Origin of the sequence: Facivitalis istanbulensis, from assembly GCF_040560405.1 — a bacterium.
Classification (GTDB): domain Bacteria; phylum Pseudomonadota; class Alphaproteobacteria; order Sphingomonadales; family Sphingomonadaceae; genus Sphingomonas; species Sphingomonas istanbulensis.
In genome coordinates this window covers 95,148-122,069 of record NZ_JAVSCQ010000001.1, presented here as the reverse complement: position 1 = coordinate 122,069, position 26,922 = coordinate 95,148, and the positions used below count along the sequence as shown (strand labels likewise).

At 67.7% G+C, this 26,922-nt stretch carries 25 protein-coding genes; 12 read left to right on the top strand and 13 right to left on the bottom strand.

Going from position 1 to position 26,922, the window contains the following annotated elements; genetic code table 11:
* Window position 1 precedes the first annotated feature (1 nt).
* Window positions 2-646 carry a DUF47 domain-containing protein gene (locus RN629_RS00595; RefSeq protein WP_407033340.1) on the bottom strand — a complete coding sequence of 215 codons (645 nt, stop codon included), beginning with the start codon at window positions 644-646 and terminating at the stop codon, window positions 2-4.
* 428 nt (window positions 647-1,074) lie between these two features.
* Between RN629_RS00595 and RN629_RS00590 the strand changes: the two genes are divergently transcribed.
* A complete protein-coding gene (locus RN629_RS00590) occupies window positions 1,075-3,390 on the top strand; it encodes a TonB-dependent receptor (protein ID WP_407033339.1) in 2,316 nt (771 codons plus the stop codon).
* Between the two features lie 402 nt (window positions 3,391-3,792).
* Window positions 3,793-4,428: a glutathione S-transferase family protein gene (locus tag RN629_RS00585; protein ID WP_407033338.1), complete on the top strand. Its 636-nt coding sequence runs from the start codon at window positions 3,793-3,795 to the stop codon at window positions 4,426-4,428.
* A gap of 7 nt (window positions 4,429-4,435) precedes the next feature.
* On the opposite strand, the gene RN629_RS00580 is transcribed toward RN629_RS00585, so the two are convergent.
* From RN629_RS00580 to ppk2, 4 genes are all read right to left on the bottom strand, one after another.
* Window positions 4,436-4,606, bottom strand: a complete 171-nt coding sequence (locus RN629_RS00580) for a hypothetical protein (protein WP_407033337.1) — start codon at window positions 4,604-4,606, stop codon at window positions 4,436-4,438.
* Between the two features lie 151 nt (window positions 4,607-4,757).
* Complete coding sequence (gor, locus tag RN629_RS00575; RefSeq protein ID WP_407033336.1) at window positions 4,758-6,107, bottom strand: glutathione-disulfide reductase; 1,350 nt, start codon at window positions 6,105-6,107, stop codon at window positions 4,758-4,760.
* A 129-nt stretch (window positions 6,108-6,236) separates the two neighbouring features.
* Entirely contained in the window at window positions 6,237-7,727 is a 1,491-nt protein-coding gene (gene pgi, locus RN629_RS00570) for a glucose-6-phosphate isomerase (protein ID WP_407033335.1), read from the bottom strand.
* Between the two features lie 180 nt (window positions 7,728-7,907).
* Window positions 7,908-8,675 carry a polyphosphate kinase 2 gene (gene ppk2, locus RN629_RS00565; protein WP_407033334.1) on the bottom strand — a complete coding sequence of 256 codons (768 nt, stop codon included), beginning with the start codon at window positions 8,673-8,675 and terminating at the stop codon, window positions 7,908-7,910.
* Window positions 8,676-8,756: 81 nt separating this feature from the next.
* Between ppk2 and RN629_RS00560 the strand changes: the two genes are divergently transcribed.
* The 3 genes from RN629_RS00560 to RN629_RS00550 all read left to right on the top strand — a co-directional run bounded on the left by RN629_RS00560 (window position 8,757) and on the right by RN629_RS00550 (window position 11,767).
* Window positions 8,757-9,497, top strand: coding sequence for a 16S rRNA (uracil(1498)-N(3))-methyltransferase (locus RN629_RS00560; RefSeq protein WP_407033333.1), 741 nt, complete (start codon window positions 8,757-8,759; stop codon window positions 9,495-9,497).
* Between the two features lie 48 nt (window positions 9,498-9,545).
* Entirely contained in the window at window positions 9,546-10,919 is a 1,374-nt protein-coding gene (locus tag RN629_RS00555) for a glutamate--cysteine ligase (protein ID WP_407033332.1), read from the top strand.
* Between the two features lie 74 nt (window positions 10,920-10,993).
* A complete protein-coding gene (locus RN629_RS00550) occupies window positions 10,994-11,767 on the top strand; it encodes a metallophosphoesterase family protein (RefSeq protein ID WP_407033331.1) in 774 nt (257 codons plus the stop codon).
* Between the two features lie 36 nt (window positions 11,768-11,803).
* Here RN629_RS00550 and RN629_RS00545 read toward each other — a convergent pair whose 3' ends face one another.
* Together RN629_RS00545 and RN629_RS00540 are read right to left on the bottom strand one after the other, a co-directional pair.
* The gene (locus RN629_RS00545; RefSeq protein ID WP_407033330.1) at window positions 11,804-12,697 is read right to left on the bottom strand and encodes a transglutaminase family protein; all 894 of its coding nucleotides are present in this window, start codon (window positions 12,695-12,697) and stop codon (window positions 11,804-11,806) included.
* Window positions 12,698-12,708: 11 nt separating this feature from the next.
* Window positions 12,709-15,177, bottom strand: a complete 2,469-nt coding sequence (locus RN629_RS00540; protein WP_407033329.1) for a circularly permuted type 2 ATP-grasp protein — start codon at window positions 15,175-15,177, stop codon at window positions 12,709-12,711.
* A 152-nt stretch (window positions 15,178-15,329) separates the two neighbouring features.
* On the opposite strand from RN629_RS00540, the gene pdxH reads away from it, so the two are divergent.
* From pdxH to RN629_RS00525, 3 genes are read left to right on the top strand one after another with little or no spacing between them, the layout of a single operon-like run.
* Window positions 15,330-15,911 carry a pyridoxamine 5'-phosphate oxidase gene (gene pdxH / locus RN629_RS00535; protein WP_407033328.1) on the top strand — a complete coding sequence of 194 codons (582 nt, stop codon included), beginning with the start codon at window positions 15,330-15,332 and terminating at the stop codon, window positions 15,909-15,911.
* A complete protein-coding gene (locus RN629_RS00530; protein ID WP_407033327.1) occupies window positions 15,908-16,858 on the top strand; it encodes a cation diffusion facilitator family transporter in 951 nt (316 codons plus the stop codon). Before pdxH ends, RN629_RS00530 begins: the two co-directional genes overlap by 4 nt.
* Window positions 16,858-17,664, top strand: coding sequence for a PhzF family phenazine biosynthesis protein (locus RN629_RS00525; RefSeq protein WP_407033326.1), 807 nt, complete (start codon window positions 16,858-16,860; stop codon window positions 17,662-17,664). Before RN629_RS00530 ends, RN629_RS00525 begins: the two co-directional genes overlap by 1 nt.
* 81 nt (window positions 17,665-17,745) lie before the next feature.
* Here RN629_RS00525 and ychF read toward each other — a convergent pair whose 3' ends face one another.
* The 6 genes from ychF to radC all read right to left on the bottom strand — a co-directional run bounded on the left by ychF (window position 17,746) and on the right by radC (window position 22,375).
* Window positions 17,746-18,846: a redox-regulated ATPase YchF gene (gene ychF / locus RN629_RS00520; RefSeq protein WP_407033325.1), complete on the bottom strand. Its 1,101-nt coding sequence runs from the start codon at window positions 18,844-18,846 to the stop codon at window positions 17,746-17,748.
* Between the two features lie 59 nt (window positions 18,847-18,905).
* A complete protein-coding gene (locus tag RN629_RS00515; protein WP_407033324.1) occupies window positions 18,906-19,106 on the bottom strand; it encodes a hypothetical protein in 201 nt (66 codons plus the stop codon).
* 166 nt (window positions 19,107-19,272) lie between these two features.
* A complete protein-coding gene (locus tag RN629_RS00510) occupies window positions 19,273-19,875 on the bottom strand; it encodes a TIGR02466 family protein (protein ID WP_407033323.1) in 603 nt (200 codons plus the stop codon).
* The gene (pth, locus tag RN629_RS00505; RefSeq protein ID WP_407033322.1) at window positions 19,872-20,447 is read right to left on the bottom strand and encodes an aminoacyl-tRNA hydrolase; all 576 of its coding nucleotides are present in this window, start codon (window positions 20,445-20,447) and stop codon (window positions 19,872-19,874) included. Before pth ends, RN629_RS00510 begins: the two co-directional genes overlap by 4 nt.
* A gap of 152 nt (window positions 20,448-20,599) precedes the next feature.
* Window positions 20,600-21,595, bottom strand: a complete 996-nt coding sequence (locus RN629_RS00500) for a hypothetical protein (protein ID WP_407033321.1) — start codon at window positions 21,593-21,595, stop codon at window positions 20,600-20,602.
* 72 nt (window positions 21,596-21,667) lie between these two features.
* Entirely contained in the window at window positions 21,668-22,375 is a 708-nt protein-coding gene (gene radC, locus RN629_RS00495) for a RadC family protein (protein WP_407033320.1), read from the bottom strand.
* A gap of 215 nt (window positions 22,376-22,590) precedes the next feature.
* On the opposite strand from radC, the gene RN629_RS00490 reads away from it, so the two are divergent.
* The 4 genes from RN629_RS00490 (at window position 22,591) to RN629_RS00475 (ending at window position 26,918) form a co-directional block, all read left to right on the top strand.
* The gene (locus RN629_RS00490; RefSeq protein WP_407033319.1) at window positions 22,591-25,740 is read left to right on the top strand and encodes an intermembrane phospholipid transport protein YdbH family protein; all 3,150 of its coding nucleotides are present in this window, start codon (window positions 22,591-22,593) and stop codon (window positions 25,738-25,740) included.
* A gap of 29 nt (window positions 25,741-25,769) precedes the next feature.
* Window positions 25,770-25,958 carry a YnbE family lipoprotein gene (locus tag RN629_RS00485; protein ID WP_407033490.1) on the top strand — a complete coding sequence of 63 codons (189 nt, stop codon included), beginning with the start codon at window positions 25,770-25,772 and terminating at the stop codon, window positions 25,956-25,958.
* 2 nt (window positions 25,959-25,960) lie between these two features.
* Window positions 25,961-26,341, top strand: coding sequence for a YdbL family protein (locus RN629_RS00480; RefSeq protein ID WP_407033489.1), 381 nt, complete (start codon window positions 25,961-25,963; stop codon window positions 26,339-26,341).
* A gap of 259 nt (window positions 26,342-26,600) precedes the next feature.
* Window positions 26,601-26,918: an AtpZ/AtpI family protein gene (locus tag RN629_RS00475; protein WP_407033318.1), complete on the top strand. Its 318-nt coding sequence runs from the start codon at window positions 26,601-26,603 to the stop codon at window positions 26,916-26,918.
* The last annotated feature ends 4 nt before the right edge of the window (window positions 26,919-26,922 follow it).

Below are 26,922 nucleotides of genomic sequence, written 5' to 3'. Positions count from 1 at the left end.
CTCAGGCGTGGTCGATGACGATGCCGTCAATCTCGTCGGCGACATCCTCGAACGCGTCGAGGATGCGTTCCAGATGCTTGTAGATTTCGCGCTCGATGACGAAGCGCAGCGTGTCCTGCTCGCCACATTCCTCCAGCGCGCGCTTCAGGCCCGCCGCGTGAATGTCGTCGACGCGCCCCTCCAGCCGGACCAGTTCCTCGGTCAGCGCGTGGAGCTGGTCGCCATTGCGCGCGACATCGCGCATCAGCGGCATGGCCTCGACCGTCAACTTGGCGGCTTCGACCGCGACCATCGCCATTTCGCGCATTTCGGGCGCGAACCGCGTGACCTTGTACAGCCCGATCGCGGTGGCGGCGGCGTGCATCTCGTCGATCGTGTCGTCCAGCGATCCGATCAGCGAGGTGATCGCGGCGCGGTCGAACGGCGTCAGAAAGGTCGAGCGGACCGAAGTGAGGACCTGGCGCGTGATCTCGTCCGCCTCATGTTCCCGCGCGGCGATGGCGGCGATGTGTTCGGCGGCGTTGCCCTGGTCGTCGAAAAGGCGCGCCGTGGCTTGCGCCCCGGCCAATATTGTCGCGGCTTGCGCTTCGAACAGTTCGAAGAAATTTCCCGTCTTCGGCAGAAGGCGTTGGAACCAGGCGAACATCAGTCGGCAACCCCGATAGTGATCCTATGCCGCGCCTGTTTCATACCCATGGCTGTACCGGCCACGGCGAACCGCCGGACCGCGACGAAAGGAACCAGGGATCGAAGCCTGCACGAACGCCGCCCCCCTGACCAGCCCAGTGGGCCGCGTCAAGCAAAACCCGGATCGACGCTCCGCCCCAACCGGACAGCAATAGCCGTTTTTTTAACGCTCCAGGCATACGTAAAAGCCCGACTATGGCTGCAAAATCGCCGATCGCTGAGACGGCCCGGCGCGCGCCGAAGCGGCGGCGGGTTTCACGGCTGCTGTGACTTTTATGCATCATTTGTGTCACGTTAGCGCCATAATGCGGTCCTAACCGCCCGCTCACCGGGAGTATGAAATCATACGGGCGGCGTAGACCGATCCGTTCGAGCGTGGGGAACAACATGAAATCGGTTATCAAGACCGTGGCGCTTCTGGGCGCCGCGTGGGGAACGCTGGCGGCCGTGCCGGCCATCGCGCAGACCGCCGATAAGGGAGCGGCGGGCGCCGCCGCGAACGACGAACAAGGTGGCCTGGGCGACATCGTCGTCACCGCCGAGCGTCGCTCGGAGAGCCTGAATCGCGTGCCGGTGTCGGTCGGCGTCGTCGGCGGCCAGGACCTGCGCGCCTTCCAGCAGGGCGGCGAGGACATTCTGGCGCTGTCGGGCCGGGTACCCGGCCTTTATGCCGAAACCACCACGGGCCGCATCTTCCCGCGCTTCTATATCCGTGGCCTGGGCAATATCGACTTCTATCTCGGCGCGTCGCAGCCGGTGTCGATCATCCAGGACGATGTGGTCCTGGAGCATGTCGTGCTGAAGTCGAACCCGGTGTTCGACGTCGACCAGGTCGAAGTGCTGCGCGGCCCGCAGGGTTCGCTGTTCGGACGCAACACGACCGCGGGCATCATCAAGTTCGACACGATCAAGCCGACCCAGACCTTCCAGAGCCGCGCGACCGCCTCGATCGGCAGCTATAACACGATGAGCCTGGACGCCGGTGTCGGCGGTCCGCTGATCGCCGATGTGCTGAGCTTCCGCCTGTCGGCGCTGGTCCAGCATCGCGACAACTGGGTGGACAATGTCTATTCGGGCCCCAGCGCCGATGGCACGCTGACCCCGAAAAAGGACGCGATGGGTGGTTTCACCGAGCGCGACGTCCGGCTTCAGCTGCTTCTCACTCCGACCGAGACGCTGTCGTTCAACCTGGCGGGCCATGCGCGCTGGTATGACGGCACCTCGACCCTGTTCCATCGCGGCGCGCTGAAGAAGGGGTCGCGCGACGTGTCGGCCGAGCCGCGCGATCAGATCGCGCTGGACGAGGGACAGGGCAATCCGCAGTCCTATGACACGCAGGGCGCCTCGCTGCGCGCCGCCTGGGACCTGGGCGCGGCCGAGCTGACCTCGATCACCGCCTATGAGACGACCGCCGGTTACAGCAAGGGCGACACCGATGGCGGCGCGGCGGCCAACTATCCGGTGAACGGCGTGCCCAACGGCTATGGCCTGAGCATGGGTCAGGTGCGCGGGCTCGACCAGTGGACGCAGGAACTGCGCCTGGCCTCGCAGGGAGACGGCCCGATCAAGTGGCAGGTCGGCGGCATCTATTTCGACAGCCGCGACATCACCGACTTCTACCAGCGCGCCTATCTGATCGGGGCGAACCCGAACAACTGGGTCCGCCTGCACGACGTCAACACTTCGTGGGGCGTGTTCGGCCAGGTCAGCTATCGTGCGACCGACCGCCTGACGCTGACCGCCGGTGGCCGTATCAGCGAGGATACCAAGCGGACCCAGCTGCTGCGCACGGCCGACAGTGCGGCCGGTGTCTCCACCTATCGCGGTCGCCGCGACGTGCGCATGTCGGACACCAAGCCGAGCTGGGATCTGTCGGCGATGTATGAGGTCAGCCCCGAGCTGAACGTCTATGTCCGCGCGGCCGAAGGCTTCCGTGGCCCGACGATCCAGGGTCGCTCGGCGGTGTTCAATTCCGACTTCACCACCGCGAAGTCGGAAACCAACCTGTCGTTCGAGACCGGCTTCAAGTCCAAGCTGTTCAACAACACGTTGCACCTGAACGCATCGGCCTTTGCCTATCGCGTGAAGGGCATCCAGCTGAACGGCAACGATTCGGACGGCAATGGCGTGCTGTTCAACGCCGACAAGGCGGTGGCCTATGGCCTGGAAGCCGATGCGCAGTGGCTGCCGGTGCAGAATCTGACGCTGTCGGCGGGCCTCAGCCTGCTGCACTCGGAGATTCGCGACAAGCGCGTCTTTGCCCAGACGTGCGGCCTGAACGGCGTGCAGGTCTGCACCGTGATGGACCCGTTCGTCGTCCGCAAGGCGTTCGGCTCCAACGCCTATTTCGCGCAGATCGACGGCAACCCGCTGCCCAACGCGCCGGAATACAATCTGAACCTGGCCGCGAAGTATGACGTGCCGCTGGGCGATGGTGGCAAGGCGTTCATCTCGACCGACTGGAACCTGCAGGGCTACACGAACTTCGTCCTGTACCGGACCAAGGAGTTCACCTCGAACGGCAATTTCGAGGGCGGCCTGAGCATCGGCTACAGCGCGCCGCATGACGACTGGAGCCTGTCGGTCTTCGCGCGCAACATCACGAACGAGAAGAACGTGAAGGGCGTGATCGAAAACTACATGGCGGCCGTGTTCAACGAACCGCGGATCATCGGTGTGACGTTCACCGGCAAATATCGCTGATCGATCCGATCCCGTGATGCGAATGGCCCGTCCCTCCCAGCGAGGGGCGGGCCTTTTTCATGGGCGAGCCGATGGGCGTGCCTCGGAGCGAGCCCGCTATAGCCGCCTTGCCGATGCGCCATTATGCTGCTGCGCAGCGAGACGGGAATCGGTCGGCATACGGTCGGACGGTCTTTCGTCGCTGATGACCGGGAGGATATGCCGCATGACCGATGCCCTGCGCGACCGTGCCGCCCGGACTTGCGACGCCCCGGACCCTGCCCAGCACCATCGGCGCACGCTGTTGCGGCTGAGGACCATAACGACCGGATCGGCGGCGCGGCCGGCACCGGGCGCGGGCCTCGCGCCATCCGGGACACTGGCCCGATCGTGGCCGAACCGCCTTATGACAGGAGAGATGCGATGACCGGCGACCTGACCCTCTACACCAATCCGCGCTCGCGCGGACGGATCGCGCGCTGGATGATCGAGGAGACGGGGGCCGCCTATGACGTGGTGGCGCTCGACTATGGCGCGGCGATGGTCGCGCCCGCCTATCGCGCGATCAATCCGATGATGAAGGTGCCCGCCATCGTCCATCATGGCCGGGTGGTGACCGAGACGGCGGCGATCTGCGCCTATCTGGCCGACAGCTTTCCCGATGCCGAGCTGGCGCCGTTGCCCGAGGAGCGGGCGGATTATTATCGCTGGCTGTTCTTCGCCGCGGGCCCGCTGGAGGCGGCGATCACCAACCGCGCGTTGGGCGTCGAACCCGATGCCGAGCAGCAGCGCATGGCGGGCTATGGCGATTTCGACCGGGCGGTGGCCGTGATCGACCAGGCGGTGGCGCATATGCCCTATATCGCGGGCGACCGCTTCACGGCGGCGGACGTCTATCTGGGGTCGCAGCTGATGTGGTTCACTCAGTTCGGTCTGGTCCCCAGGACCGAGGCGATCATGGCCTATATCGCGCGGCTCGATCGGCGTCCCGCGCATCAGCGGGCGAGCGAACTGGATGATGCCCTGATCGCCGAATCCTCGCCGCAAGCGGTGGATTGAATGCGGGTCAGTCGGGCTGGCTCTCGACCGCCGTCGCCGCCCGGCGTGCGGCAAGCAAGATGTCGAGCGCGGCCGAGATGTGATTGCCCGCCAGCGGATGATTGATCGCATCGGCCGCATGCATCGCCGCCTCGGTCATGGCGATGACCTGATCCAGGGTCATGGGCGTGGGCTGCATCGAACGATCCGTGGATGAAAGGGCGGGACTCGCCGCCTGACAAGGGGCTGTCCCTAGCGACAGTTTCGGCAAACCGCGACAGGAATGTTGGCCCTTTACTGGCGGCCGCGATCATCCCGCCCGGGCCGGAGCGGGATGATCGCGCACAGGGTCAGCGCATCAGGACCAGTTCCTCGGCCATGGTCGGGTGGAGCGCCACGGTCGCATCGAATTGCGCCTTGGTCAGCCCGGCCTTGACCGCGACGGCGGCGGCCTGAAGGATTTCGGGCACGTCGGGGCCGATCATGTGCAGCCCGACGACGCGGCCGGTCTCGGCGTCGCACACCATCTTGTACAGCGAACGTTCGTCGCGGCCGGCCAGCACATTCTTCATCGGGCGGAAGTCGGAGGTATAGACCTGGATCGAGCCCAGCTTCTGCCGCGCCTCGGCCTCGGTCATGCCGACGCCCGCCATCGGCGGATGGCTGAACACGGCGGCGGGGATGCAGTCATAATCGACCCTGGTCGGGGTGTTGCCATAGACCGTGTCGGCAAAGGCCTGTCCCTCGCGGATCGCCACCGGGGTCAGCTGGACGCGGTTGGTCACGTCGCCGACCGCATAGATGCTGGGACAGGAGGAGCGATTCTCCTCATCCACCTTCACCGCGCCGTGGTCGTCCAGCTCGACACCCGCCGTCTCCAGCCCCAGGCCATGCGTGTTGGGCTTGCGGCCGGTGGCGAACATGACCAGATCGACCTCGATCGGGTCATGGCCCGACATCGACACCTTGAGCGAGCCGTCCGCCTGCTTCTCGATCCGGTGGAAGGTGGCGTCGAAGCGGAAGTCGATCCCCTTCATCATCGAAATCTGAAGCAGGCGGTCGCGGATGGTCAGGTCATAGCCGCGCAGGATTTCCTTGCTGCGGTTGATGAGCGTGACGTGCGCGCCGAACTGGTGGAACAGACCTGCAAACTCGTTGGCGATATAGCCCGCGCCCGCGATCAGGATGCGCTTGGGAATCGAATCGAGATGGAAGACCTCGTTGGAGGTAATGCCAAGCTCGTGGCCGGGGCAGGTCGGGATGGCGGGGTGCGCGCCGACCGCGATCAGGATGCGCTCGGCGGTTTTTTCGGTCCCGTCGGCCAGTCTGACGCTGTGCGGCCCGGTGACGGTCGCGCGCTGGTCGATGATCTCGACCTTGTGGCTTTCCAGCGTCTTCGTATAGGCGCCGTTCAGCCGGTCGACCTCGGCCAGCACATTGTCGCGCAGCGTCGTCCAGGAGAATGCGCAGTCACCGGGCACCTCCCAGCCGAAGCGGCGCGCGTCCTTCAGATCCTCGGCGAAATGCGCGCCGTAGATCAGCAGCTTCTTGGGGACGCAGCCGCGGATGACGCAGGTGCCGCCGACGCGATATTCCTCGGCCACCGCGACGCGCGCCCCATGCGCCGCCGCGACGCGCGACGCGCGCGTGCCTCCGGAGCCCGCGCCGATGACGAACAGGTCATAGTCATACTCAGCCATGGCAACGGTTTCTCCGGAGCATTTCAAAAAGGGCGTGGCGGCCCTGAAAGCACAACCGGGGATGCCGAGCCAAGTCCGGCCTTCCCCTTACAGTGATCGGAAATCCTCCCCTTGGCGGGGAGGACCGAATCAGCCGAAGGCGCGCTTGATGAGGCTTTCGGTCGAGGGGTCGAATTCCTGCCCACCCTGGTCCGCCGCCTTGGCCATCTCCTTGCCCAGCTCGACGCCGAACTGGTCGAAGCTGTTGATGCCCAGCAGGACGCCGTTCACGAATACGCGGTGCTCGTAAAAGGCGATCAGCGCGCCCAGCGTGCGCGGGTCGAGCGTCTCCAGCAGGATGGTCGAGGATGGCCGATCGCCCGAATAGCTGCGCGCGGGGTCGTCGGTCTTCTTGCCCTTCATCAGCGCGGCTCCTTGCGCGAACGCATTGAGCAGCAGCTGGCGGTGATGGTCGTCGCTCAGCACGTCGCCGGGCTCGACCACCGCGATGAACTCGACGGGGACGAGGTGGGTGCCCTGGTGGAGCAACTGGAACACCGCGTGCTGCGCGTCGGTGCCGACCCCGCCCCAGGTGATCGCGGCGGTGGGCCGTCCGACCGGTTGGCCGTCGACGGTCACGCCCTTGCCGTTCGATTCCATCTCCAGCTGCTGGAGATAGGAGGGGAGGAGGCGCAGCCGCTCGTCATAGGCGAAGGGCGCACGCGTCTCGGCATGGCGGACCTGCGTATAATAGAGGTCGGCGAAGGCGGCGAGCGCGGGGGCGTTCTGCGCCAGATCGGTCAGGCGGAAATGGCGGTCCATCTCGGCCGCGCCTTCCAGCAGCTCCTCGAACGCGTCCCAGCCAAGGCCCAGCGCGGCGGGGAAGCCGATCGTCGACCAGAGCGAATAGCGCCCGCCGACCGATTCGGCGAAGGGCAGGATGCGGGTTTCGTCCACGCCCCATTCGACCGCCTTGTCTGGGTTGGCGGTCAGCGCGATGACGCGGCCATACGGGTCCTCGACCCCGTTCTCGGTCATCCATTGCAGTGCCGAGGTGGCGTTGAGCATCGTCTCGGTGGTGGTGAAGGTCTTGGACGCGACGACCAGCAGCGTGGCGGCGGGGTCGAAGCGCTTGAACACTTCCTCCAGCGCCATGCCATCGACGTTCGACACGATCGCCACGTCATAACGGTCGCTGTCGCGGCCCAGCGCGTCGACCAGCAGGTCGGGGCCGAGCGCCGAGCCGCCGATGCCGATATGCAGGACATGGCGAATCGGCCCCAGCGCCTCCGCCTCGATCGCATCGATCAGCGCGCGCATCCGCGCGTGCGAGGCGCGGGCGGTGGCGACGCTTTCGGGATTGCCCTCGCCGCGCTCGGCGGTGTGCTCGACCGCGCGGCCCTCGGTGACGTTGACCACCTCACCACCGAACAGCGCGTCGCGCTTCGCGGCCAGGTCGCTGGCCTTGGCGAGTTCGGCGAAGGTGGCGACCGCCTCCGGCGTCAGGTGCGTCTTCGACCAGTCGAAATGAATGCCCGCCACATCGAGGCTGAGCGAGGCCAGCCGGTCGGGGTCATTCGCGAAGAGATCGAGCAGCGGGGTCCGGGGAAGCGATTCGATCTTTGACCAGTCGGCAACCATGATGCCTTTTCCTTACCTAGCGTGCCTCTAAGGGCCTTCATCCAAGGCGTTAGACAAAGCCGGGCGACAAAGCCAAGCCCTGATTGCCCCGGCCCGCGCCCGGCGGGACTGACGGTGGGGCGCGGACGACAGCCGGAGCGCGGTCGCGCCGTCCCCTTTTGCCGTCTTCCCCGTCCGGCATTATTTGGCCAGCCGTCCATCCTCCAGCGCGGCCATATCGAACGGAAAGAGCAGGTCGGCATCGGGCAGGTCGACGTCGGCCGCGACATCGGGCGGCGCGATGCGGTGGAGGATGTGGCGGATGATCGCGATGCGCGCTTCCTTCTTGTCGTCGGCCCGCACGACATGCCACGGCGCGAAGGGGGTGTGGGTGCGGGTCAACATGATGTCACGCGCGGCCGAATACTCCGCCCATCTGGCCTGTGCGACCTTGTCCATGTCGGACACCTTCAGCGCCTTGAGCGGGTCGGTCCGCCGCGATTCCAGCCGGCTGGCCTGTTCCTTCTTCGAGATGTCGAGCCAGATCTTGACCAGCTTGATCCCGCTTTCGACCAGCATCCGTTCGAAATCGGGCGCGTCGCGCAGGAACGCTTCCTGTTCGACGGGCGTGGAAAAGCCCATCACCACCTCGACGCCCGCCCGGTTGTACCAGCTACGGTTGAAGATCACGATCTCGCCCGCCGCGGGCAGATGCGCGACATAGCGTTGGAAATACCATTGCGTCCGTTCGCGGTCGGACGGCTTGGGCAGCGCCACGACCCGGGTGGCACGGACCGACAGATGTTCGGTGATGCGCTTGATCGTGCCGTCCTTGCCCGCGCCGTCGCGGCCCTCCAGCACGATCACCACGCGCTGGGCCGCCTCTTCGTCCCGCTGGGTCATCGCGATCTGCGTGCGGACCAGCGCCAGTTGCAGGGATTCGAGTTCCTCTTGATAGCCTTTGCCCATGATCTGTCCTTTCGCTTGAGGCAAAGAACACCCGAAACGGCAAAAGTGGCAAGCGGCGAACGACCGGTGTAAGCGGACCCCATGCCCGCTACTCCCGCCTGGCCGCCGCAATCCACACCCCGCCTGTTCGTCGACCAGATGCTGGGGGAGGGGCCGATCCGTATCGATGGCCCGGCCGCGCATTATCTGGTGTCGGTGATGCGCACCAGGGTCGGCGATCCGGTCAAGCTGTTCGACGATCGCACCGGCGAATGGCTGGGCGTCGCGGCGGCGGTCGGCAAGCGCGACCTGACGCTGGACGTGACCGAGCGGCTGCGTGAGCGCGAGGCGGTTCCCGATCTCTGGCTTTGCGCCGCCCCGCTGAAGAAAGGCCGGGTCGACTGGCTGGCGGAAAAGGCGTGCGAGCTGGGCGTCGCGCGGCTGGTGCCGATGGTCACGCGCCGCACGGTCGTGGACAAGCCCAATACCGAGCGGTTGCGCGCGCATATGATCGAGGCGGCCGAGCAATGTGGCCGCACCGCCCTGCCGCAGGTGGCCGAGCCGGTGAAGCTGCCCGTGCTCCTGCGCGACTGGCCCGCCGGGCGCGCCCTGTTCTTCGCGGATGAAAATGGCGGCGTTCCGGCACTGGAGGCGATGCGGACGCATAAAGGTCCGGCAGCGATCCTGATCGGGCCGGAGGGCGGGTTCGACGCCGGCGAGCGCGAGGCGATCCGCGCGCATCCCGCGGCGATCGGCATCGGCCTGGGCCCGCGCATCCTGCGCGCCGATACGGCGGCGGCGGCGGCGGTGTCCCTGTGGATGGCGGCGGCGGGCGACTGGTGATGATTCACCCTATGGCGCGGACGCGCCCGCCCGCGTAAGGCGCGGTTCATGAGCACCAAGACCGCGAGCACCGCCAAGGGCGCCATCATCGAGTCGCGCGACCAGCTGATCGCGAGCTTCGCGAAGGGGGAGAAGCCCCGCGACCGCTGGCGGATCGGTACCGAGCATGAGAAGTTCGTCTATGCGCTGGGCGACCACCACGCCCCCTCCTATGACGAGGCTTCGGGCATCCGGGCGCTGCTCGGCGAGCTGGAGCAATATGGCTGGGCGCCGGTGCTGGAGGGCGGCAACGTCATCGCGCTGACCGGCGCGGACGGCTCGATCAGCCTGGAGCCGGCGGGGCAGTTCGAACTGTCCGGCGCGCCGCTCGACAATCTGCACCAGACCTGCGCCGAAACCGGCCGTCACCTGCAACAGGTGAAGGCGGCGGGCGACAAGCTGGGCCTGGGTTTCCTGGGGCTGGGCATGTGGCCGGACAAGACCCGGGCCGAACTGCCGGTCATGCCCAAGGGCCGCTATGCCATCATGCTGCGCCACATGCCGCGCGTCGGTACGCTGGGCCTCGACATGATGCTGCGCACCGCCACGATCCAGGTGAATCTGGATTACGCGTCCGAGGCCGACATGGCCAAGAAGTTCCGCGTCGGCCTGGCGTTGCAGCCGCTGGCGACCGCGCTGTTCGCCAATTCGCCCTTTACCGAGGGCAAGCCCAACGGGATGCTGTCCTTCCGCAGCCATATCTGGTCGGACACCGACCCCGCGCGCACCGGCATGCTGCCCTTCGTGTTCGAGGACGGGTTCGGCTATGAACGCTATGCCGACTATGCCCTCGATGTGCCGATGTACTTCGTCTACCGCGACGGCAAATATATCGACGCGGCGGGCCTGTCGTTCCGCGACTTCCTGAAGGGCGAATTGTCGGTCCTGCCGGGCGAGCGGCCGACGATCGAGGACTGGAACGACCATCTTTCGACCGCTTTCCCCGAGGTGCGGCTCAAGACCTTCCTGGAGATGCGCGGCGCGGACGGAGGGCCGTGGAGCCGCATCTGCGCGCTGCCCGCGCTGTGGGTCGGGCTGCTCTATGACGACGGCGCGCTGGAGGCGGCGTGGGACCTGGTCAAGGGCTGGTCGCTCGACGAGCGGCAGGCGCTGCGCGATTCGGTGCCGAAGCTGGCGCTCGACGCCCCGCTGCCCGGCGGCGGACGGCTGCGGGATATCGCGGGTGAGGTGCTGGACATCGCCCATGCGGGTCTGGCGGCGCGCGGCCGCCTGAACGGCGCGGGCGATAACGAGACCGGCTTCCTCGATCCGCTGCGCGAGATCGTCCGCGCGGGCAAGGTGCCCGCGGAAATGCTGCTGGAGCGCTATCGCGGCGCATGGGATGGCGAGATCGCGCGCGTCTATGGCGAGGCGAGCTTCTGACGGGATAAGGCCCGGCGACCTGCACCGCGTGGCCGAGTTGCGGTGGAGCACGGCCAGCGGCTAGAGCAGGCGGCATGATCCGCCTGTTCCATGTCAGCGACGTGCACTTCGGTGCCGAAGACCCCGCCGCACTCGCCTGGTTCGCCGAACGGGTGGCGGTGGAAAAGCCGCAGGCGGTCATCATGACCGGCGACCTGACCATGCGCGCGACCAAGCGCGAATTCCAGGCGGGCGGGGCGTGGTTGCAGTCGCTGGGCGTGCCGGTGACGCTGGAGGTCGGCAATCACGATATTCCCTATTACTGGGATCCATTTCGCCGCCTCTTCGCGCCCTACCAGCGCTATGCCGCGGTCGAGCGGATGATCGAACGGCCGCTCGACCTGCCCGGCGTCACGGTGGTGCCGCTCAACACCACGGCGCGCGCCCAGTGGCGCTGGAACTGGTCGAAGGGGCGGGTAAGCCCGGGCTCGCTCCGGCGCGCGCTCGCGCTGATCGAGGAAGCGCCCCGGGATCACCTCATCCTGGTCGCGGCGCATCACCCGCTGATCGAGGGGGGGACCAGGGGAACGGCGAAGACGCGGCGCGGCGATGTCGCGCTGACCCGATTGGCGGCGGCGGGGGCCCATGCGGTATTGACCGGCCATGTCCACGATCCCTTCGACGTGCCGGTGGAGCGCAATGGCCGGATCATCCGCATGGTCGGCGCGGGCACCCTGTCCAAGCGCACGCGCAAGACGCCGCCGACGTTCAACGAACTGCGGATCGAGGATGGCCGGTTCGAGACGCTGGTGCGGCAATTCGGGGAGGCCGTGCCGCAGGTCATCACCGAGGACAGCCGCGCCGGATAGGGCGGCGCGACGCCATCGCCGCCGCCGGGACCGGGATCACTTGGTGCCCACGTCCTCCAGCGGCGCGACGTCGACGCTGACCTCCATCTTCTGCGCGCCCGAGCCCAGCACCACACCGTCGACCGGCGCGATCTCGGCATAGTCGCGCCCGACCGCGACGATGATATGGTCGCCCGCCATCCAGATGCCATTGGTCGGATCGATCCCGACCCAGCCATGATCCGGCCCGCCCCAGATCAGCACCCAGGCATGGGTCGCGTCCGCCCCCACCAGGCGCGGCTGGCCCGGCGGCGGCAGGGTGCGGATATAGCCCGAGGCATAGGCCGCCGGGATGCCCGCCGCGCGCAGGCCGGTAATCATGATCTGCGCGAAATCCTGGCACACGCCGCGCCGCTGGCGAAAAGCCTCGGCCGGGGGCGTGTCGACCAGGGTGGCGGCCGGGTCGAAGGCGAATTCGCGCTGGATCCGGCTCGCCAGCGCGAAGCCCGCCTCCAGCACGCCGCGCCCGGGCGACAGGTCGGCGGCGCACCACTCCGCGATCGCCCGGTCGAGCGGGATCAGCGGCGAGGGGAAGATATAATTGGCGGGCCCCGCCGCCGACAGGTCGCGGCTGGCGCGCGCCAGCGCGGCGACCTCGCCCAGTGTCGGGTCGCCGGGGGCGGGGATCGGGATCGGCCGGTCGACCGTCATGCGCGCGCGGCTCTCGATGGTCAGGCTGCGCACCGGGCGGTCGACGACCAGCCGCGTGACATGCGCCAGCCCGGCCTCGGCCCGGGTCGCCTGGGTCCGGCCCACCGGCTCGACCAGCAATTCATAACGTTCCAGCGTCTGGCCCGGCCAGTCGATCGGCTTCAGCCGCAGGTTGCACCGCGCATATTTCACCTGTGCGCCGTAATCGAAGCGGGTGATGTGGCGGATGTCGTAGATCATGCCACCCTTCGTCATGCGAGCGTCAGCCCGCCGGCGCGCAGCGGTTCGGCCCCCTGCAGGAAATAGCGTCGCGCGATCGCCTCGGACAACAGGCCCAGCCGCCGTTCGACATCGCCCAGCATGTCGGCGTCGAGCGTGCGCGCATCCGCCGTCTCCACCGCGGCGCGGATCGCGATGGCCTGCGCCTGTTGCGGCTCGGCCATGGCGTCGTCGCTGAGCACCGGCAGGCGCGACAACTCATCGGCGATGCGGATCGTCTGATAGGCGAGGGCGCGCGGGTTGTTGGGGTCGAGCGCGACCAGATCGACCACCGCGACGCGGGCGAGGCCGGTGGGATAACGCTGGCGATAGCTGATCTGGCTGTTGGCGAGATCGAGCAGCGTGGACAAATCGTCGGCCGAGGCGCCCGCCATGCCGAACAGCCGCGTCGCCCGCGCCAGCGCGATGGCGCGCTCCACCCGGCGGCCCAGATCGTGGAAACGCCAGGCGGTGGTGCGCACCATATGTTCGGCCGACAGTCCGGCGATCGCGGCATAGCGGCGCTGGAGCGACCCGGCCCGGTCGAGCATCCCGGCATGGCTGGGGAAGGGGGCCTCCAGCAACCGCACCATGTCGGCGGACAGGCGGTCGCGCGCGCCCTCGCTGATCCCGCGCGTCAGCCGGTTGATCCGCGCGACCGAGTGCCAGCTTTCATCCTCCATGGCGGTGCGCGCGAACTGGGTGAGGGCGGCGCGGTCCAGGCTGTCGGGACGCGGGGCCGCGCCCGCGCCGGTGATCAGGCCGACCAGCCGCCCGACGGTCCGCGTGTCGAGCGCCGCGCCGCCATCGACATCGATCGAATTGCCCAGCATCACGCGGATCGCGGACAGCAACGCCTCGCCCCGCTCCAGATAGCGGCCCAGCCAATAGAAATTGTCCGCCACGCGGCTGGGCAGGGTGCCCGGATTGCGCCGGACATGGAGCGAATCGGTGGTGGTCAACAGCGAGACCGGGGCAACCGGCTCCGGCCCATGGACGCAGACATCGGCGGACCACAGGCCTTCGCCGATCATCGCGGCGGTGGCCTCTGGATGGTCGCCGATCCGGCCGAACCCGCCGGGCAGGACCGCCCACTGCCCCTCGCCATCGCGCGCGGCGAAGACGCGCAGGGTGAAGGGGCGCGGCTCCAGCCGATCGCCGATCACCACGGGCATGGTTGACAGGCGGACGATCTCCTGCCCGACATAATCCTGCGGCCGCCGCGCCATGTCCGCGAGCAGCGCGGTGCGCTCGGCGGGCGACAGGTCCGCGCCCGTACGGGCGCCCTGTGGCAGGCCCAGCGGGCGCGGACCGAAGGCGGGGGCGATCAGCAGTTCGTCCAGATGCCGCGCGACATGATCGGCCTGTGCGGCGCCACCACACCACCAAGTCGCGATATTGGGCAGCCGCAATCCCTCGCCCAGCAGCCTTTCGGCCAGACGCGGCAGGAAGGCGGAAAAGGCCGGGCTTTCCAACGCGCCCGCGCCCGGCGCATTGGCCAGCACCACCTGGCCTTCGATATAGGCGTCGATCAGGCCGGGCACGCCGATCTGTGAATGGCTGTCGAACGCCAGCGGGTCGAGCAGGCGCGGGTCGAGCCGCCGCCACAAGGCGTCGATCCGCTTCAGCCCCGCCACGGTGCGGACATAGACCTGCCCTTCGATCGCGGCGAGATCCGCGCCCTCGACCAGCAGCAGGCCCAGATAGCGCGCCAGATGCGCCTGTTCGGGATAGCTGGGGTTGAAGCGTCCCGGCGTCAGCAGGCCGATGCGCGGATCGCTGCGGCGGCACTGGGCGGCCAGCCCGGCGCGAAACGCCGCGAAGAAGGGGGCGTGACGCTGGACGTTCAGCCGCCCCTGCAATCCGCCCAGCGTCCGGCTGACCGCCAGCCGGTTCTCCAGCGCATAGCCCGCCCCGGCCGGGTTGCGCAGATGGTCGGCCAGCACGCGCCACGCGCCGTCCGGCCCGCGCGCCAGGTCGAAGGCGACGAAGCTCAGATGATGACCGCCCGTCGGCACCACCCCGGCCATCGGGCGCAGGAAATAGGGGCTGCCGGTCGCCAGCGCGGCGGGAACATGGCCGTCCGCCATCAATGTGCCGGGGCCGTAGAGATCGGCCAAGATCGTCTCGAGCAGTTCGGCGCGCTGGGTCACGCCCGCCGCGATCCCTGCCCATTCCCGCGTATCGATCAGCAGCGGGACCGGCGAGACCGGCCAGGGCCGCTCATCGGTCTCCCCGATGATGCGAAAACCGGTGCCGATATCGGCGGCGTGGCGCTGTACCCGTTCGCGCGCATGGGCCAGGTTGCTGGCGACGGCGGCCAGTTCCTCCAGCACCATGGTCCAGGCGGGGTCGGTCGAGCCCGCCAGCACGTCCGCGGGCGAGGCGGCGGCGCGATAGGCGGCGATCCAGGCGGCGGCCTGGGCGGGGCTGTCCTGGGCGGGGGCGACGCGGGGGTCCATGGGGGCGCGAAAATCACCGCATTGGCCCCCGGTTGCAACAGGCGATTGCAGGTGGCGGCCGGGGCCCCGGTGTCGCGGGGAGGAGAATTCCGCGATCCGGCGTTTCCGTTCGCGACATTGGTTTTCACGGCGGGCGGGCGTATGAACCGCCCATGGCTGACGATCCTTTTGCACTGTTCAATCTGTGGTATGCCGAAGCACGGCAGAGCGAATTGAACGATTCCAATGCGATGGCCCTTGCAACCGTCAGTGCCGCCGGCCAGCCTTCGGTGCGCATGGTCCTGTTGAAGGGGCATGATCCACGCGGTTTCGTGTTCTACACCAATCGCGAAAGCCGCAAGGCGCAGGATCTGGGGGAGGGGGCGAAGGTCGCCTTGCTCTTCCACTGGAAATCGCTGCGCCGCCAGATTCGCATCGAGGGGCCGGTGAGCCTGGTCTCCGACGCCGAATCGGATGCCTATTTCGCCAGCCGGCACCGCGATTCGCAACTCGGGGCCTGGGCATCGGACCAATCGCGCCCCCTCGACAGCCGCGCGACCTTCGAAGCGCGGTTCGAGGCGGTGCGCGCGCGGTTCGAGGGCGGGCCGGTGCCGCGTCCGCCGCATTGGGGCGGCTATCGCGTGACGCCCGAGCGGATCGAATTCTGGCTCGACCGCGAACATCGCCTGCACGAACGCCGGGTCTTCACCCGCATGGGCGACGGCGACTGGGACGAAGGACTGTTGTTTCCGTGACCCAGGACGAACGCAAGAAGGTGATACCGCTCGCCACGCGGGCGGCGCTGGCCAGCGTGGCCATGGCGCTGCTCCTGCTGGGGCTGAAGGGATTTGCCGCATGGCATACCGGATCGGTGGCGATGCTCGGGTCGCTGGCCGACACCGCGCTCGACCTGCTGGCCAGCCTGGTGACGCTATATGGCGTGCGGCTGGCGGCGACCCCGGCCGATCACGACCATCGTTTCGGCCATGGCAAGGCGGAGGCGCTGGCGGCCTTGTTCCAGGTGGCGCTCATCACCGCCTCGGCGGCGGGCATCGCGTGGCGCGCGGTGATGGCACTGGGTTCGGAAAACCCCACCACGGACGCCGAATTCGGGATCGGCGTGTCGGTCATCGCGATCCTCGCCACCATCGTCCTGCTCGCCTATCAGCGCAGCGTGATCCGGCGCACCGGATCGGTCGCGATCCTGGCCGACAATGTCCATTACCAGTCGGACGTCCTGCTCAACGGATCGGTCATCGTCGCGATGGTCCTGGACCAGTATCTGGGCTGGCACGGCGCGGACCCGATCTTCGGCATCGCCATCGCGCTCTGGCTCGCATGGGGCGCGTTCCAGGCGTCATCGACCGCGATCGACCAGTTGATGGACAAGGAATGGTCCGAAGACCAGCGCGCGGCGTTCCTCGACGTCGCGGCGCGCCAGCCGGGGCTGAAGGGCATTCACGACTTCCGCACCCGCCGCTCGGGCAGCCATGATTTCGCGCAATTCCACATGGAGGTGGCGCGCGACCTGACGGTGGCGCAGGCGCATGACATCGTCGAGGGCGTCGAGCGCACGTTGCGCAAGGTCTTTCCCAAGGTCGAGGTGCTGATCCATCTCGATCCCGAAGGCCATGTCGACACCGACAACCCGCTGATCGAGGCGGATGTCACGCCCCATTGGTTCGGCAAGAGGGTCTATTGATGCGTATCCCCTTCACCCAGGTCGATGCCTTTGCCGAGGCGGCGTTCGGCGGCAATCCGGCGGCGGTGATGCTGCTGCCCCGCTGGCTGGACGATGCGACCTTGCTCGCCATCGCGCAGGAGAACAACCTGTCCGAAACCGCCTTTCTGGTGGCGGCCGACGGGCAGGACGCGGATTTCGAGCTGCGCTGGTTCACGCCGGGGGACGAGGTGGAGATGTGCGGCCACGCCACGCTCGCCAGCGGCCATGTCGTGCTGTCATCGGACATGTCGCGCGAGCGGGTGCGGTTCGCGACCCGCCATGCCGGTGTGCTGGCGGTGGTGCGCGAGGGGCAGGGTTATAGCCTGTCCCTGCCGCCGCGCGCGCCCGATCCCGCGCCGTTGCCCGCGGTCGTGGCGGCGCTGGGCGTGGCGGGCGTGGTGGAGACGCTGCTTCATCCGGCGGGCTATGCCGTCGTGGTAGTGGAGGACGCTGCACGGGTGCGCGCCTGCGTGCCCGATTTCGCCGCGCTGGCCGCGGTGGGGCGCTATGTCGTCATCCTGACCGGGCCGGGGGATGCGGCGGACGACGCGGATGTGGTCAGCCGGGTCTTCGTGCCCGCCTTTGCGATCGACGAGGATCCGGTGACGGGCGCGGCGCATGCGGTGCTGACACCCTATTGGACCGCGCGGCTGGGCCGCGATTCGTTCGTCGCCGAACAGGCGAGTGCGCGCGGGGGGCGGCTGACCTGCCGCTGGGACGGCGCGCGCGTCCTGCTCGGCGGCGCTTGCGTGACGGTGATCGAGGGCAGCTTCCTGCTGGGATAATCGCGCCGAAACGGCCCGGCGCTGGGCGGGATACCGGGTCAGGAAGGCGTCGCCCGGCTGTCCCGCCGGGCGACATGGACATCAGACGTTGAAGCGGAACAGCATCACGTCGCCGTCCTGCACGACATATTCCTTGCCTTCCGCGCGGAGCTTGCCCGCATCGCGGGCGCCCGCTTCGCCCTTGAAGGCGATATAATCGGCGAAGGCGATGGTCTCGGCACGGATGAAGCCGCGTTCGAAATCGCTGTGGATCTCACCCGCCGCGTTCGGCGCCTTGGCCCCGCGATGGACGGTCCAGGCCCGCGCTTCCTTGGGCCCGACGGTGAAGAAGGTCAGGAGGTCGAGCAACGCATAGCCGGCGCGGATCACGCGGGCGAGGCCGGTTTCGGACAGGCCCAGCTCGGACAGGAACTCGCCGCGATCCTCGGTGGGCATGGTCGCGATCTCGGCTTCAATCGCGGCCGAGACGACGACCGCCTGGGCGCCTTCGGCGGCGGCCTTCTCGAATACCCTTTGCGAATGGGCGTTGCCGCTTGCGGCGTTCGCTTCCTCGACATTGCAGACATAGAGGACCGGCTTGGCGGTCAGCAGCTGCGCCTGGGCAAAGACGCGGGCTTCCTCTTCATCCTTGGGCACGGTCAGCCGCGCGGGCTTGCCGTCGCGCAGCAGGTCGAGCGCCTGGCCCAGGACGGCGGCGGCGATCTTGGCCTCCTTGTCGCCCTGCTGGCCTTTCTTCACGAAGGCGGGAACGCGCTTTTCCAGGCTCTCCAGATCGGCGAGCATCAATTCGGTCTCGACCGTCTCGGCATCGGCGATCGGGTCGACCTTGCCCTCGACATGGGTGACGTCGCCGTCCTCGAAGCAGCGCAGGACATGGACGATCGCGTCCACCTCGCGAATATTGCCCAGGAACTGGTTGCCCAGCCCTTCGCCCTTGGACGCGCCGCGCACCAGGCCCGCAATGTCGACAAAGGCGAGCTGGGTCTCGATGATCTTGGCCGACCCGCTGACCTCGGCAAGCTGGTACAGGCGCGGATCGGGAACCGCCACGTTGCCGACATTGGGCTCGATCGTGCAGAACGGGTAATTGGCCGCCTGCGCCGCCGCCGTTTCGGTCAGGGCGTTGAAAAGGGTGGACTTGCCGACATTCGGCAGGCCGACGATGCCGCAGCGGAAACCCATGCGTCGCTATTCCTGTGGAAAAGGGGAAAGCGCCCCTCTAGCGGCGAAGTGCGTTTTGCTCAACCAATGCCGCGTTGCAGCATGATGGCGGCGGCATAGCCCAGCAGCAATATTCCCATCGTCCCGGAAAAGCCCATCATGACCAGACCCATATGATGGAGCATCGGCGGATTGGCCCGCTGCGCCTTCTTGTTCCGGCGCAGACCCGACAGAAGGAAACTCGCCAACATGCCAAAGGTGAAAACCGCGAATTCGAGCATTGGGGAAAGGGTCCGGGATCAGAACGATGTTGGACGTGCGCCTTAGCCAAGACGGAATTGCCGCTCGACATCGCGTCGCCCAAACGCCTTCCCGCTGCGGCCGGCGGAAGGAACCATTCGCCTGGTCGCGCGTGCCGTCCGGGTCGTCGCGCGCGTTCCGAATGAATCAGCGATAGTTGAAGCTGACGCTGATCCGCTCGCCCTTGGCGCCATTGGGGACGACTTCATGGCGCAGCCAGCTTTCCCACAGCAGCACCGTGCCGGGCTGGGGCGCGACGGTTGCGAAGGTCGACAGGTCGTCCGGCGCATCCGGGCGGCGCGGCGGTGCGGCCATCAGCATCGGCAGGCGCGGATCCTCGAGCTTCAGCGCGCCCGCCCCCTTGGGCATGGCGACATACAGCGTGCCCGACACCACCGAATGCGGGTGGATATGGGCGGAATGATGCCCGCCGGGCTTCAGGACATTGACCCACAGGCTGTCCAGCTTCAGCTTGCGCCCGCCCAGATCGAAGGCGCATTCCTCGGCGAAGCGCGCGACATGGCGGTCGAGTTTCTTGCGCAGATCGGCGAAAACCGGGTCGCGGATCGGCAGGTCGTTGAGCGAGGCGTAGCTGGTATAGCCGCGATAGCCATGTTCCTTGGACCAGCGCCGCCCGGCGCGATCATCCTCGGCCAGTGCCCAGCAGCTCTGTTCGAGTTCGTCGAGCAGATCGCTGTCGTCGAGCTGGCCCTCGTAGAGCAGCGAGGCGAAGAGGCGACGGACGCTCATGCCGCATCCCCCAGCCGGAGCGCGACATCGTTGACGAAGCGGACATCGTCGCCATCGGCCAGCCAATGCGCCTCGGCCGCGACCGCGCCGAGCAGGTCGGACAACGGCTCTATCTCCGTCTTGGCATAGTTGCCGAGGACATAGCCGGTCACCCGGTCCTTGTGCCCCGGATGGCCGATGCCCAGCCGCACGCGGCGGAAATCCGGCCCCAGATGCTGGTCGATCGAGCGCAGGCCGTTATGCCCCGCCGTGCCGCCCCCGGTCTTCACCTTGACGCGGAAGGGCGCGATGTCGAGTTCGTCGTGAAAGACGGTCAGCGCTTCGACGCCCAGCTTGTAGAAGCGCAGCGCGTCGCCCACGCTGCGCCCGCTTTCGTTCATGAAGGTCGCGGGTTTCAGCAGCAGGATCTTCTGACCGCCGATCCGGCCTTCCTGGGTCCAGCCCTGGAATTGCTTCTTCACGGGGCCGAATTCGTGCACCTCGGCGATGGCGTCCACCGCCATGAAGCCGACATTGTGGCGGTGCATCGCATATTGCGGCCCCGGATTGCCCAACCCGGCCCAGACCTGCATGAGAATGTCCTTTTTCGTGATCGCGACCGCCCCTAGCATCGGCCGAGCCCAACGCAAAAGAGGGGGCGAAGATGCGTAGGGCGCGGGGCTGGTGATCCGCGCGACGGAGGTCGTCCGGGCCGGGCGGATATGGTTCGGCGTCTCGCGCCCCGTCAGGCGGGGGATCGGCGCGCGGCGGCGGTCAGCGTGTCGATCGCGCGCCGGGTGGCCCGGATATAGCTCTGGTCCGAATAGCGGTGGGTGCCGACGAAATGGATGAAGCGCGCATCGTCCGATGCGGGCTGGAGCCAGTAATTATAATAGCGGGCATAGGGCAGGAGGCGGCTGCCCGGCTCGTTGGCGAGCAGAAAATTGGATGTCACCTGCTCGCTGCCCCAACGCCACCAGACCGGCTGGCCGACCAGGTGTTCGGCATGGCGGGAGAAGGTCGTCGCCTCGGCACGGTCGCCAGGTCCCCCACGCGCAAAGCCCGCAAAGCCGGAGGAGGCACGGACGTAGCGGTGACGCGCGGCGTCCGGATAATCGCCATAGCGCGATTCGATCAGTGCCTGCATATGGGCGGGCGCGGGGATCGGGCCGCCGGGATATTTCCATGCGACGAAATCGGGCAGGCTCTGAATGCCGACCGCCTCGCTCGCCGGATCGCCGAGCAGGATGAAATTGCGGTTGGCGGCGATCGCGGCGCGGATCTCGGGCACGTCGCCGATCGTCACCGTGTCCGAGTCGAGCTGGATCACATAATCCCGCGCCCGCCGGTCGAGCAGCATCAACAGCCTTTCCCAGGTCCCGCCCCGGGGGCAGGCGCCGGTGTCGAGCGTGGCGATCGGGACGATCTCCGGCGATCCGCAATGGTGGTCCAGGATTGCCCTGTCCGCCGCGGTCAGCGTGCCGTCGTCGATCAGGACGATGCGCCCCATGCCAAGGTGATGATGAAAGGATTTTATCGCCACCAGATAGGGCAGCAGAACACGGCTGCCGATCATCGACAGCAGCACCACCCCGTCCTGCCGGGCCATGATCGGCGGCGTGTCGAGGATGCGTCGCGCTTCGCGCAGGTGCTGTCGCATCCGGATGCCGCTTAGGAGCCGGTCCGCGATCCGCTTGGCGGGGGCGCAGACGAGGCGTTGCAGGCGAGCGGGCGGCGTCATCCGCCTGTCTTGGGGGAGGGGGCGTTTGGCGGCAAGCCCGGATCGAGGGCTTGGCTGCCCATAACGATACGCTCAGATCAGCCCTTGGGCGCGCAGGCTGACATGGCCCGAGGTGCCGATGATGATATGATCGTGCACCGTGATGCCCAGCCGCTTGCCCGCCTCGGCGATGGCGCGCGTCACCTCGATATCGGCGCGGCTGGGTGAGGGGTCGCCGCTGGGGTGATTGTGGACGAGGATCAGCGCGGCCGAGCCAAAGTCGATCGCGCGCCGGATGACCTCGCGGACATAGACGGGCGCCTGGTCGATCGAACCCTGTCCCATCAATTCGTCGCGGATGAGCATATTGCGGGTATTCAGATGCAGCACCCGCACCCGTTCGACGCCGTGATGCGCCATGTCGGCATGCAGATAGTCGAGCAGCGCCTGCCAGTTGGACAGGACCGGGCGGCGGGCCGCTTCCGCCTGCACCAGCCGCAGGGCACAGGCCTGCGCGATCTTGATCGCCGCCGCCGCCGTCTCGCCCACGCCATCGATGCGTTGCAGCGAGACCGGATCGGCGGTCAGCACGCCACCGATATCGGAAAACTCGCGCAGCAGCGCCTTGGCGATCGGCTTGGTGTCGCGCCGGGGGATCGCGGTGGTCAGCAGGAATTCGAGCAGTTCGTGATCGAGCAACAGGCCACCGTCCAGCAATCGCCCGCGCAGCCGCGCGCGATGTCCGGCATTGTCCTCCGCCCGTCTTTCGCGATCCCGGTCGTCGTTCGTGCCCGCGCTCATGTCCTATCCCCCGTCAGGGCCCATCCCCCATCAGGCCTGTCCCCCGTCTGGACAGCATAAAGCGGGGCGGGGGAACTGTCGCCGGGCTTCGTGCGATTGCCTCGCGCCGTACGGGACGGCTATGACGCGATGGAAATATGGGGAGTGGAACCTGGGTGGAGGGCGTGGACGAACAAGTCAAAACGCCCCTGCGTCCTGTCCGGCGATTCCGCCATTTGCAGATCGTCCTGATTGGCGTCGTGCTGATCCTGTTCCTCGCGCTGGTCGGGCTGTGGGTCGCGCGCAAGCCGCTGGCCAGCGATGTCATCCACCGCGAACTGGCGCGGCGCGGGGTGCCCGCGCGTTATCAGGTCGCCGATCTGGGCTTTGGCCGGCAACGGTTGACGAATGTGGTCATCGGCGATCCCCGCGCACCCGATTTGGTCGCAGACTGGCTGGAGACGCGGACGCGATTGACGCTGTCGGGGCCGGCCGTCACCGGAATTCGTGCGGGCAAGGTCCGGCTGCGCGCGCGGCTGGTCGGGGGGCAGCTGAGGCTGGGCGCGCTCGACCGGCTGATGCCTCCCTCTTCGGGCAAGCCCTTCGCCCTGCCCCGGCTGAACGTCGACATCGCCGATGGCGGCATTCATCTCGACACGCCGAACGGGATGGTGGGGATCAGCCTGTCGGGCGCGGGACGGCTGAATGACGGTTTCGCCGGGCGGCTGGGGCTGGTCGCCCCGCAACTCGCGCAGGGCGATTGCGTTGCGCGCGGGGTCGCCGCGCCGATGCGGGTGCGGATCGTGCGCGAACGGCCGACATTGACCGGGCCGGTCCGGGTGGCGGGGCTGCGTTGCGGCGGGGTGGCGCTTGGCCATGTCGCCGCCCGGCTCGACCTGACGCTGGGCGCTGCGCTCGATCGCTGGGAAGGACGGGCGACGCTTGACGACGGCGCGATCCGCCACAGCCTGGTGCAGGTCGGCGCGACCCGGGGCGAGGTCGAATTCTCTGGGAATGCCCGCGCCACGCAGGGCCGCCTGCGATTGACCGCGTTGCAGGTCGCCGCGCGGCAGGGACAGGCGGAGCGGCTGGCGGTCCAGGGGCGCTATCTGATCGGCCCGGCGCTGCGCTTCGACGGACAGATGCGGGTAGGGGGCGGTCGATTGTCTGCCCCCCTGGCGGCGCGCCTCAAGGGCTGGTCGGCCTCGGCGGCGGGGATGCCGGTTGCCCCGGTCGCGCGCCGGATCGAGGCGGCGGTGACACGGGCGGGGCAGCGATTCGTCGCCGAAATGGATATCGCGGTCGATCGTGAGACCATGGCACGGGGCGGTGGCGTGACGATCCGCGTGCCCCGGCTGGCCATGGCGTCGGCCAGCGGCGGGCGGCTGGCGCTGGCGGGCGGATCGGGGCTGGTGCGCGATGCGCGCGGCATCCGGCTCGACACGCAGATCGCGTCGCAGGGCGGGGACCTTCCCCATATCCGCGCGACATTGCGCCAGGACGGGCCGGGCAAGCCGATGCGCGGGACCGCCGATATGGCGCGCTATAACGCGGATGGCGCCAGTCTCGCGCTCGACCAGCTCGTCTTCCAGGCGGGGGCGAGTGGCGAGACACAGGTCACGACCCGCCTGTCGCTGTCGGGGCCGATCGGTGGCGGGCGGGTCGACGGGCTGGTCCTGCCCGTCGCGGCGCGCTGGAATGGCGGGCGGCAATGGCGGATCAATCCCACCTGCCAGCCGCTGGCCATCGCGCGGCTGGCGATTTCGGGCCTGCGCCTCGACCGGGTGGCGACCACGCTCTGTCCGCTCGACGGGGCGCTGGTGCGGATCGATGGCCCGCGGATCGGCGGTGCCGTGCAACTGGGCGCGACCCGATTGTCGGGCCGGATCGGCAGCAGCCCGCTGACGCTGTCGGCGGCGGCGACACGCTTTACGCTGGCCGATCGGCGCTTTGCCCTGACCGGCGTCGAAAGCCGGATCGGCCATCCCGAAGCACCGACCCGGATCGATGCCCGGACGCTGATCGGACAGGTCACCGCCGAAGGGTTGAAGGGCCAGTTCAGCGGCGGCGGCGGGCAGGTGGGGCAGGTGCCTCTGCTGCTCGACCAAGCCGAGGGGGACTGGCAATTGGCCAGAGGCATATTGGCGCTGAACGGCGCGCTGCGGGTCAGCGATGCCCGGGCGGACTCGCCGCGTTTCCTGCCGATGGCCGCGCGCAATGTCGGCATGACCCTGGTAAACAGCCAGATTCATGCGACCGGCGCGCTGTTCGAACCGACGAAGAATGGGAAGGTCGCCGATCTGGTCATCGACCATGCGCTGGACAAGGGCGCGGGTTCGGCGGAACTGGCCGTGCCCGGCATTGCCTTTTCCAAGAATTTCCAGCCCGAATTGCTGACTCCGGTCACCTTCGGCGTGATCGCCGACGTGCAGGGGACGGTGTCCGGGCGCGGGCGGATCGACTGGGATGCGCAGGGCGTGCGCTCGACCGGCCGCTTCAGGACCGACGGGGTCGACCTGGCCGCCGCGTCGGGCCCGGTGACCGGGATCGCGGGCACGATCAATTTCACCGATCTGCTGGCGCTGGAAAGCGCACCGCATCAGGAGGTGACGATCCGCACCTTCAATCCGGGCATTCAGGTGACGAACGGCATCGTCCATTATCAGACTTTGTCGGGCACGCGGGTCCGGGTTGAGGATGGACGCTGGCCGTTTGCGGACGGCGAATTGACGCTTGCCCCGACCCTGCTCGACTTTTCGCAGCCGGTGGAGCGCCGCATGACCTTCCGCGTGAAGGGGGCGGCGGCGGACCAGTTCCTGATGCAGTTCGATTTCCAGAATCTCAACGCCACGGGTGTCTTCGACGGTACCTTGCCGATCGTCTTTGATGAACGCGGTGGCCGGATCGAAGGCGGCCAGCTGGTCGTCCGCAACGGTGGCGGCAGTATCGCCTATCTGGGTGAGATCAGTCAGAAAAATCTGGGTTTCTGGGGTAATCTGGCATTTGGTGCGCTGCGGTCGCTCAACTATCGCAGCCTGCAGATCGACATGAACGGGCCGCTGGCGGGCGAGATGATCACCGATGTGCGCTTCGCCGGGATCAGCCAGGGCAAGGGGGCGACCTCGAACTACATCATCCGGCGGCTGCAAAAGCTGCCCTTCGTGTTCAACGTGCGGATCAAGGCGCCCTTCCGTGGCCTCATCGATTCGGCGCAGTCCTTCTATGATCCGCGACGCCTGATCCAGCGCAACCTGCCCGCGCTGCTGGACGAGCAGAACAAGCGGGCCGCGCCTCCCGCCGCGCCCTCCTCCACGACCCCGTCCCCAACGCCCATTCCGGCCGGGCAGCCCCCCATTCAGCACAGCGCAAGCGAGACCGTGCCATGACCGTAACAGGATTGAAATTGCTCGACAGGATGCCGATCTTGGGTGTGACACGATGGATGCCGGTCGCGCTGGTCATGGCAAGCGGCGGATGCGTGAACATCTCCGCGCCGGACAAGCCGATCGAGATCAATCTGAACATCAATGTGACGCAGGAAGTGGTATATCGCCTGGATGGCGACGCGAAATCGCTGATCCAGCAGAATCCGGGGATATTCTGATGATGAAGACGAAGGTGATGATGGCGGCGCTGGGCGCGATGATGCTGGCCGGCGTATCGGGCGTGGCGATGGCGCAGCGCGATCCGGCCTATGCCGCCGCGCGCGCCGCCGGCCAGGTGGGCGAGCAGCCCGATGGCTATCTGGGCATCGTGGGCAGCGCCACCCCCGAATTGCGCGCGCTGGTCAACAACATCAACATCCAGCGCAAGGCCGCCTATACCCAGAAGGCGCAGGCCAGCGGCGCGACCGTCGAACAGATGGCGTTCACCAGCGGCTGCAACCTGATCGCGCAGACGGCGGCGGGCGAGAAATACCGGTCGCCCGAAGGGGCCTGGAAGACGCGTACCGGCGCGCCGCCGGAGCGTCCGTCGTCCTGCGTGTAACGCGCGATCTGCCCGTCCCGCCCTGCCTGCATGCCACGCAGGGCGGGACGGTCGCCCAGGCTATCCCGTCCATGGGCGCGGCCGGAACGGCGCATCCTGTCGCGTCCCGGTCACAAGGCTTCACACATCTGTCACAAGCGGCGCCCCAAAAGGTTGACTTGGGGGGAGGGGCTTTCTAAACGGGCCTCGCCTTGGCGGGGTCGCTCGCCGTTCGCGCGCATTCTCCCCTTCGGTGACGAAAACAGGTGAGGGTGGCTGCGTGGCGGAGAAGGAACCCGGACAGGACTTTGGCGATGCGGACGATCCACGTCTGGCCGCGCTGGATCAGCGACTGGCCCAGGCACGGGCCAGTGAAGCGTCGCGGCAGGGGGTGAAGGTGGAGGCCGACAGGGGGTATTCCCAGGGCAACCGCGTTATCTCCGCGCTGATCGGAAGTCTTGTCGGAAGTGCGTTGATCGGCTGGCTTTTTGACCGCTGGTTCGGCACCGCGCCCTGGGCCCTGATCGTGATGCTGTTCCTGGGGATCGGCGTGGCGTTCAGGCAGATCATTCGGATTTCTGGCGAACGCCCGGAGTAACCGG

Coding starts and splice junctions, on each gene's coding strand:
- RN629_RS00540 (WP_407033329.1), bottom strand. CDS start 15,177: ATGGACCCCCGCGTCGCCCCCGCCCAGGACAGCCCCGCCCAGGCCGCC.
- pdxH (WP_407033328.1), top strand. CDS start 15,330: ATGGCTGACGATCCTTTTGCACTGTTCAATCTGTGGTATGCCGAAGCA.
- RN629_RS00500 (WP_407033321.1), bottom strand. CDS start 21,595: ATGACGCCGCCCGCTCGCCTGCAACGCCTCGTCTGCGCCCCCGCCAAG.
- RN629_RS00555 (WP_407033332.1), top strand. CDS start 9,546: ATGAGCACCAAGACCGCGAGCACCGCCAAGGGCGCCATCATCGAGTCG.
- RN629_RS00525 (WP_407033326.1), top strand. CDS start 16,858: ATGCGTATCCCCTTCACCCAGGTCGATGCCTTTGCCGAGGCGGCGTTC.
- pgi (WP_407033335.1), bottom strand. CDS start 7,727: ATGGTTGCCGACTGGTCAAAGATCGAATCGCTTCCCCGGACCCCGCTG.
- RN629_RS00595 (WP_407033340.1), bottom strand. CDS start 646: ATGTTCGCCTGGTTCCAACGCCTTCTGCCGAAGACGGGAAATTTCTTC.
- RN629_RS00480 (WP_407033489.1), top strand. CDS start 25,961: ATGAAGACGAAGGTGATGATGGCGGCGCTGGGCGCGATGATGCTGGCC.
- ychF (WP_407033325.1), bottom strand. CDS start 18,846: ATGGGTTTCCGCTGCGGCATCGTCGGCCTGCCGAATGTCGGCAAGTCC.
- RN629_RS00560 (WP_407033333.1), top strand. CDS start 8,757: ATGCCCGCTACTCCCGCCTGGCCGCCGCAATCCACACCCCGCCTGTTC.
- RN629_RS00550 (WP_407033331.1), top strand. CDS start 10,994: ATGATCCGCCTGTTCCATGTCAGCGACGTGCACTTCGGTGCCGAAGAC.
- RN629_RS00585 (WP_407033338.1), top strand. CDS start 3,793: ATGACCGGCGACCTGACCCTCTACACCAATCCGCGCTCGCGCGGACGG.
- RN629_RS00515 (WP_407033324.1), bottom strand. CDS start 19,106: ATGCTCGAATTCGCGGTTTTCACCTTTGGCATGTTGGCGAGTTTCCTT.
- gor (WP_407033336.1), bottom strand. CDS start 6,107: ATGGCTGAGTATGACTATGACCTGTTCGTCATCGGCGCGGGCTCCGGA.
- pth (WP_407033322.1), bottom strand. CDS start 20,447: ATGCAGGTCTGGGCCGGGTTGGGCAATCCGGGGCCGCAATATGCGATG.
- RN629_RS00510 (WP_407033323.1), bottom strand. CDS start 19,875: ATGAGCGTCCGTCGCCTCTTCGCCTCGCTGCTCTACGAGGGCCAGCTC.
- RN629_RS00580 (WP_407033337.1), bottom strand. CDS start 4,606: ATGCAGCCCACGCCCATGACCCTGGATCAGGTCATCGCCATGACCGAG.
- RN629_RS00545 (WP_407033330.1), bottom strand. CDS start 12,697: ATGATCTACGACATCCGCCACATCACCCGCTTCGATTACGGCGCACAG.
- RN629_RS00590 (WP_407033339.1), top strand. CDS start 1,075: ATGAAATCGGTTATCAAGACCGTGGCGCTTCTGGGCGCCGCGTGGGGA.
- RN629_RS00485 (WP_407033490.1), top strand. CDS start 25,770: ATGCCGATCTTGGGTGTGACACGATGGATGCCGGTCGCGCTGGTCATG.
- ppk2 (WP_407033334.1), bottom strand. CDS start 8,675: ATGGGCAAAGGCTATCAAGAGGAACTCGAATCCCTGCAACTGGCGCTG.
- radC (WP_407033320.1), bottom strand. CDS start 22,375: ATGAGCGCGGGCACGAACGACGACCGGGATCGCGAAAGACGGGCGGAG.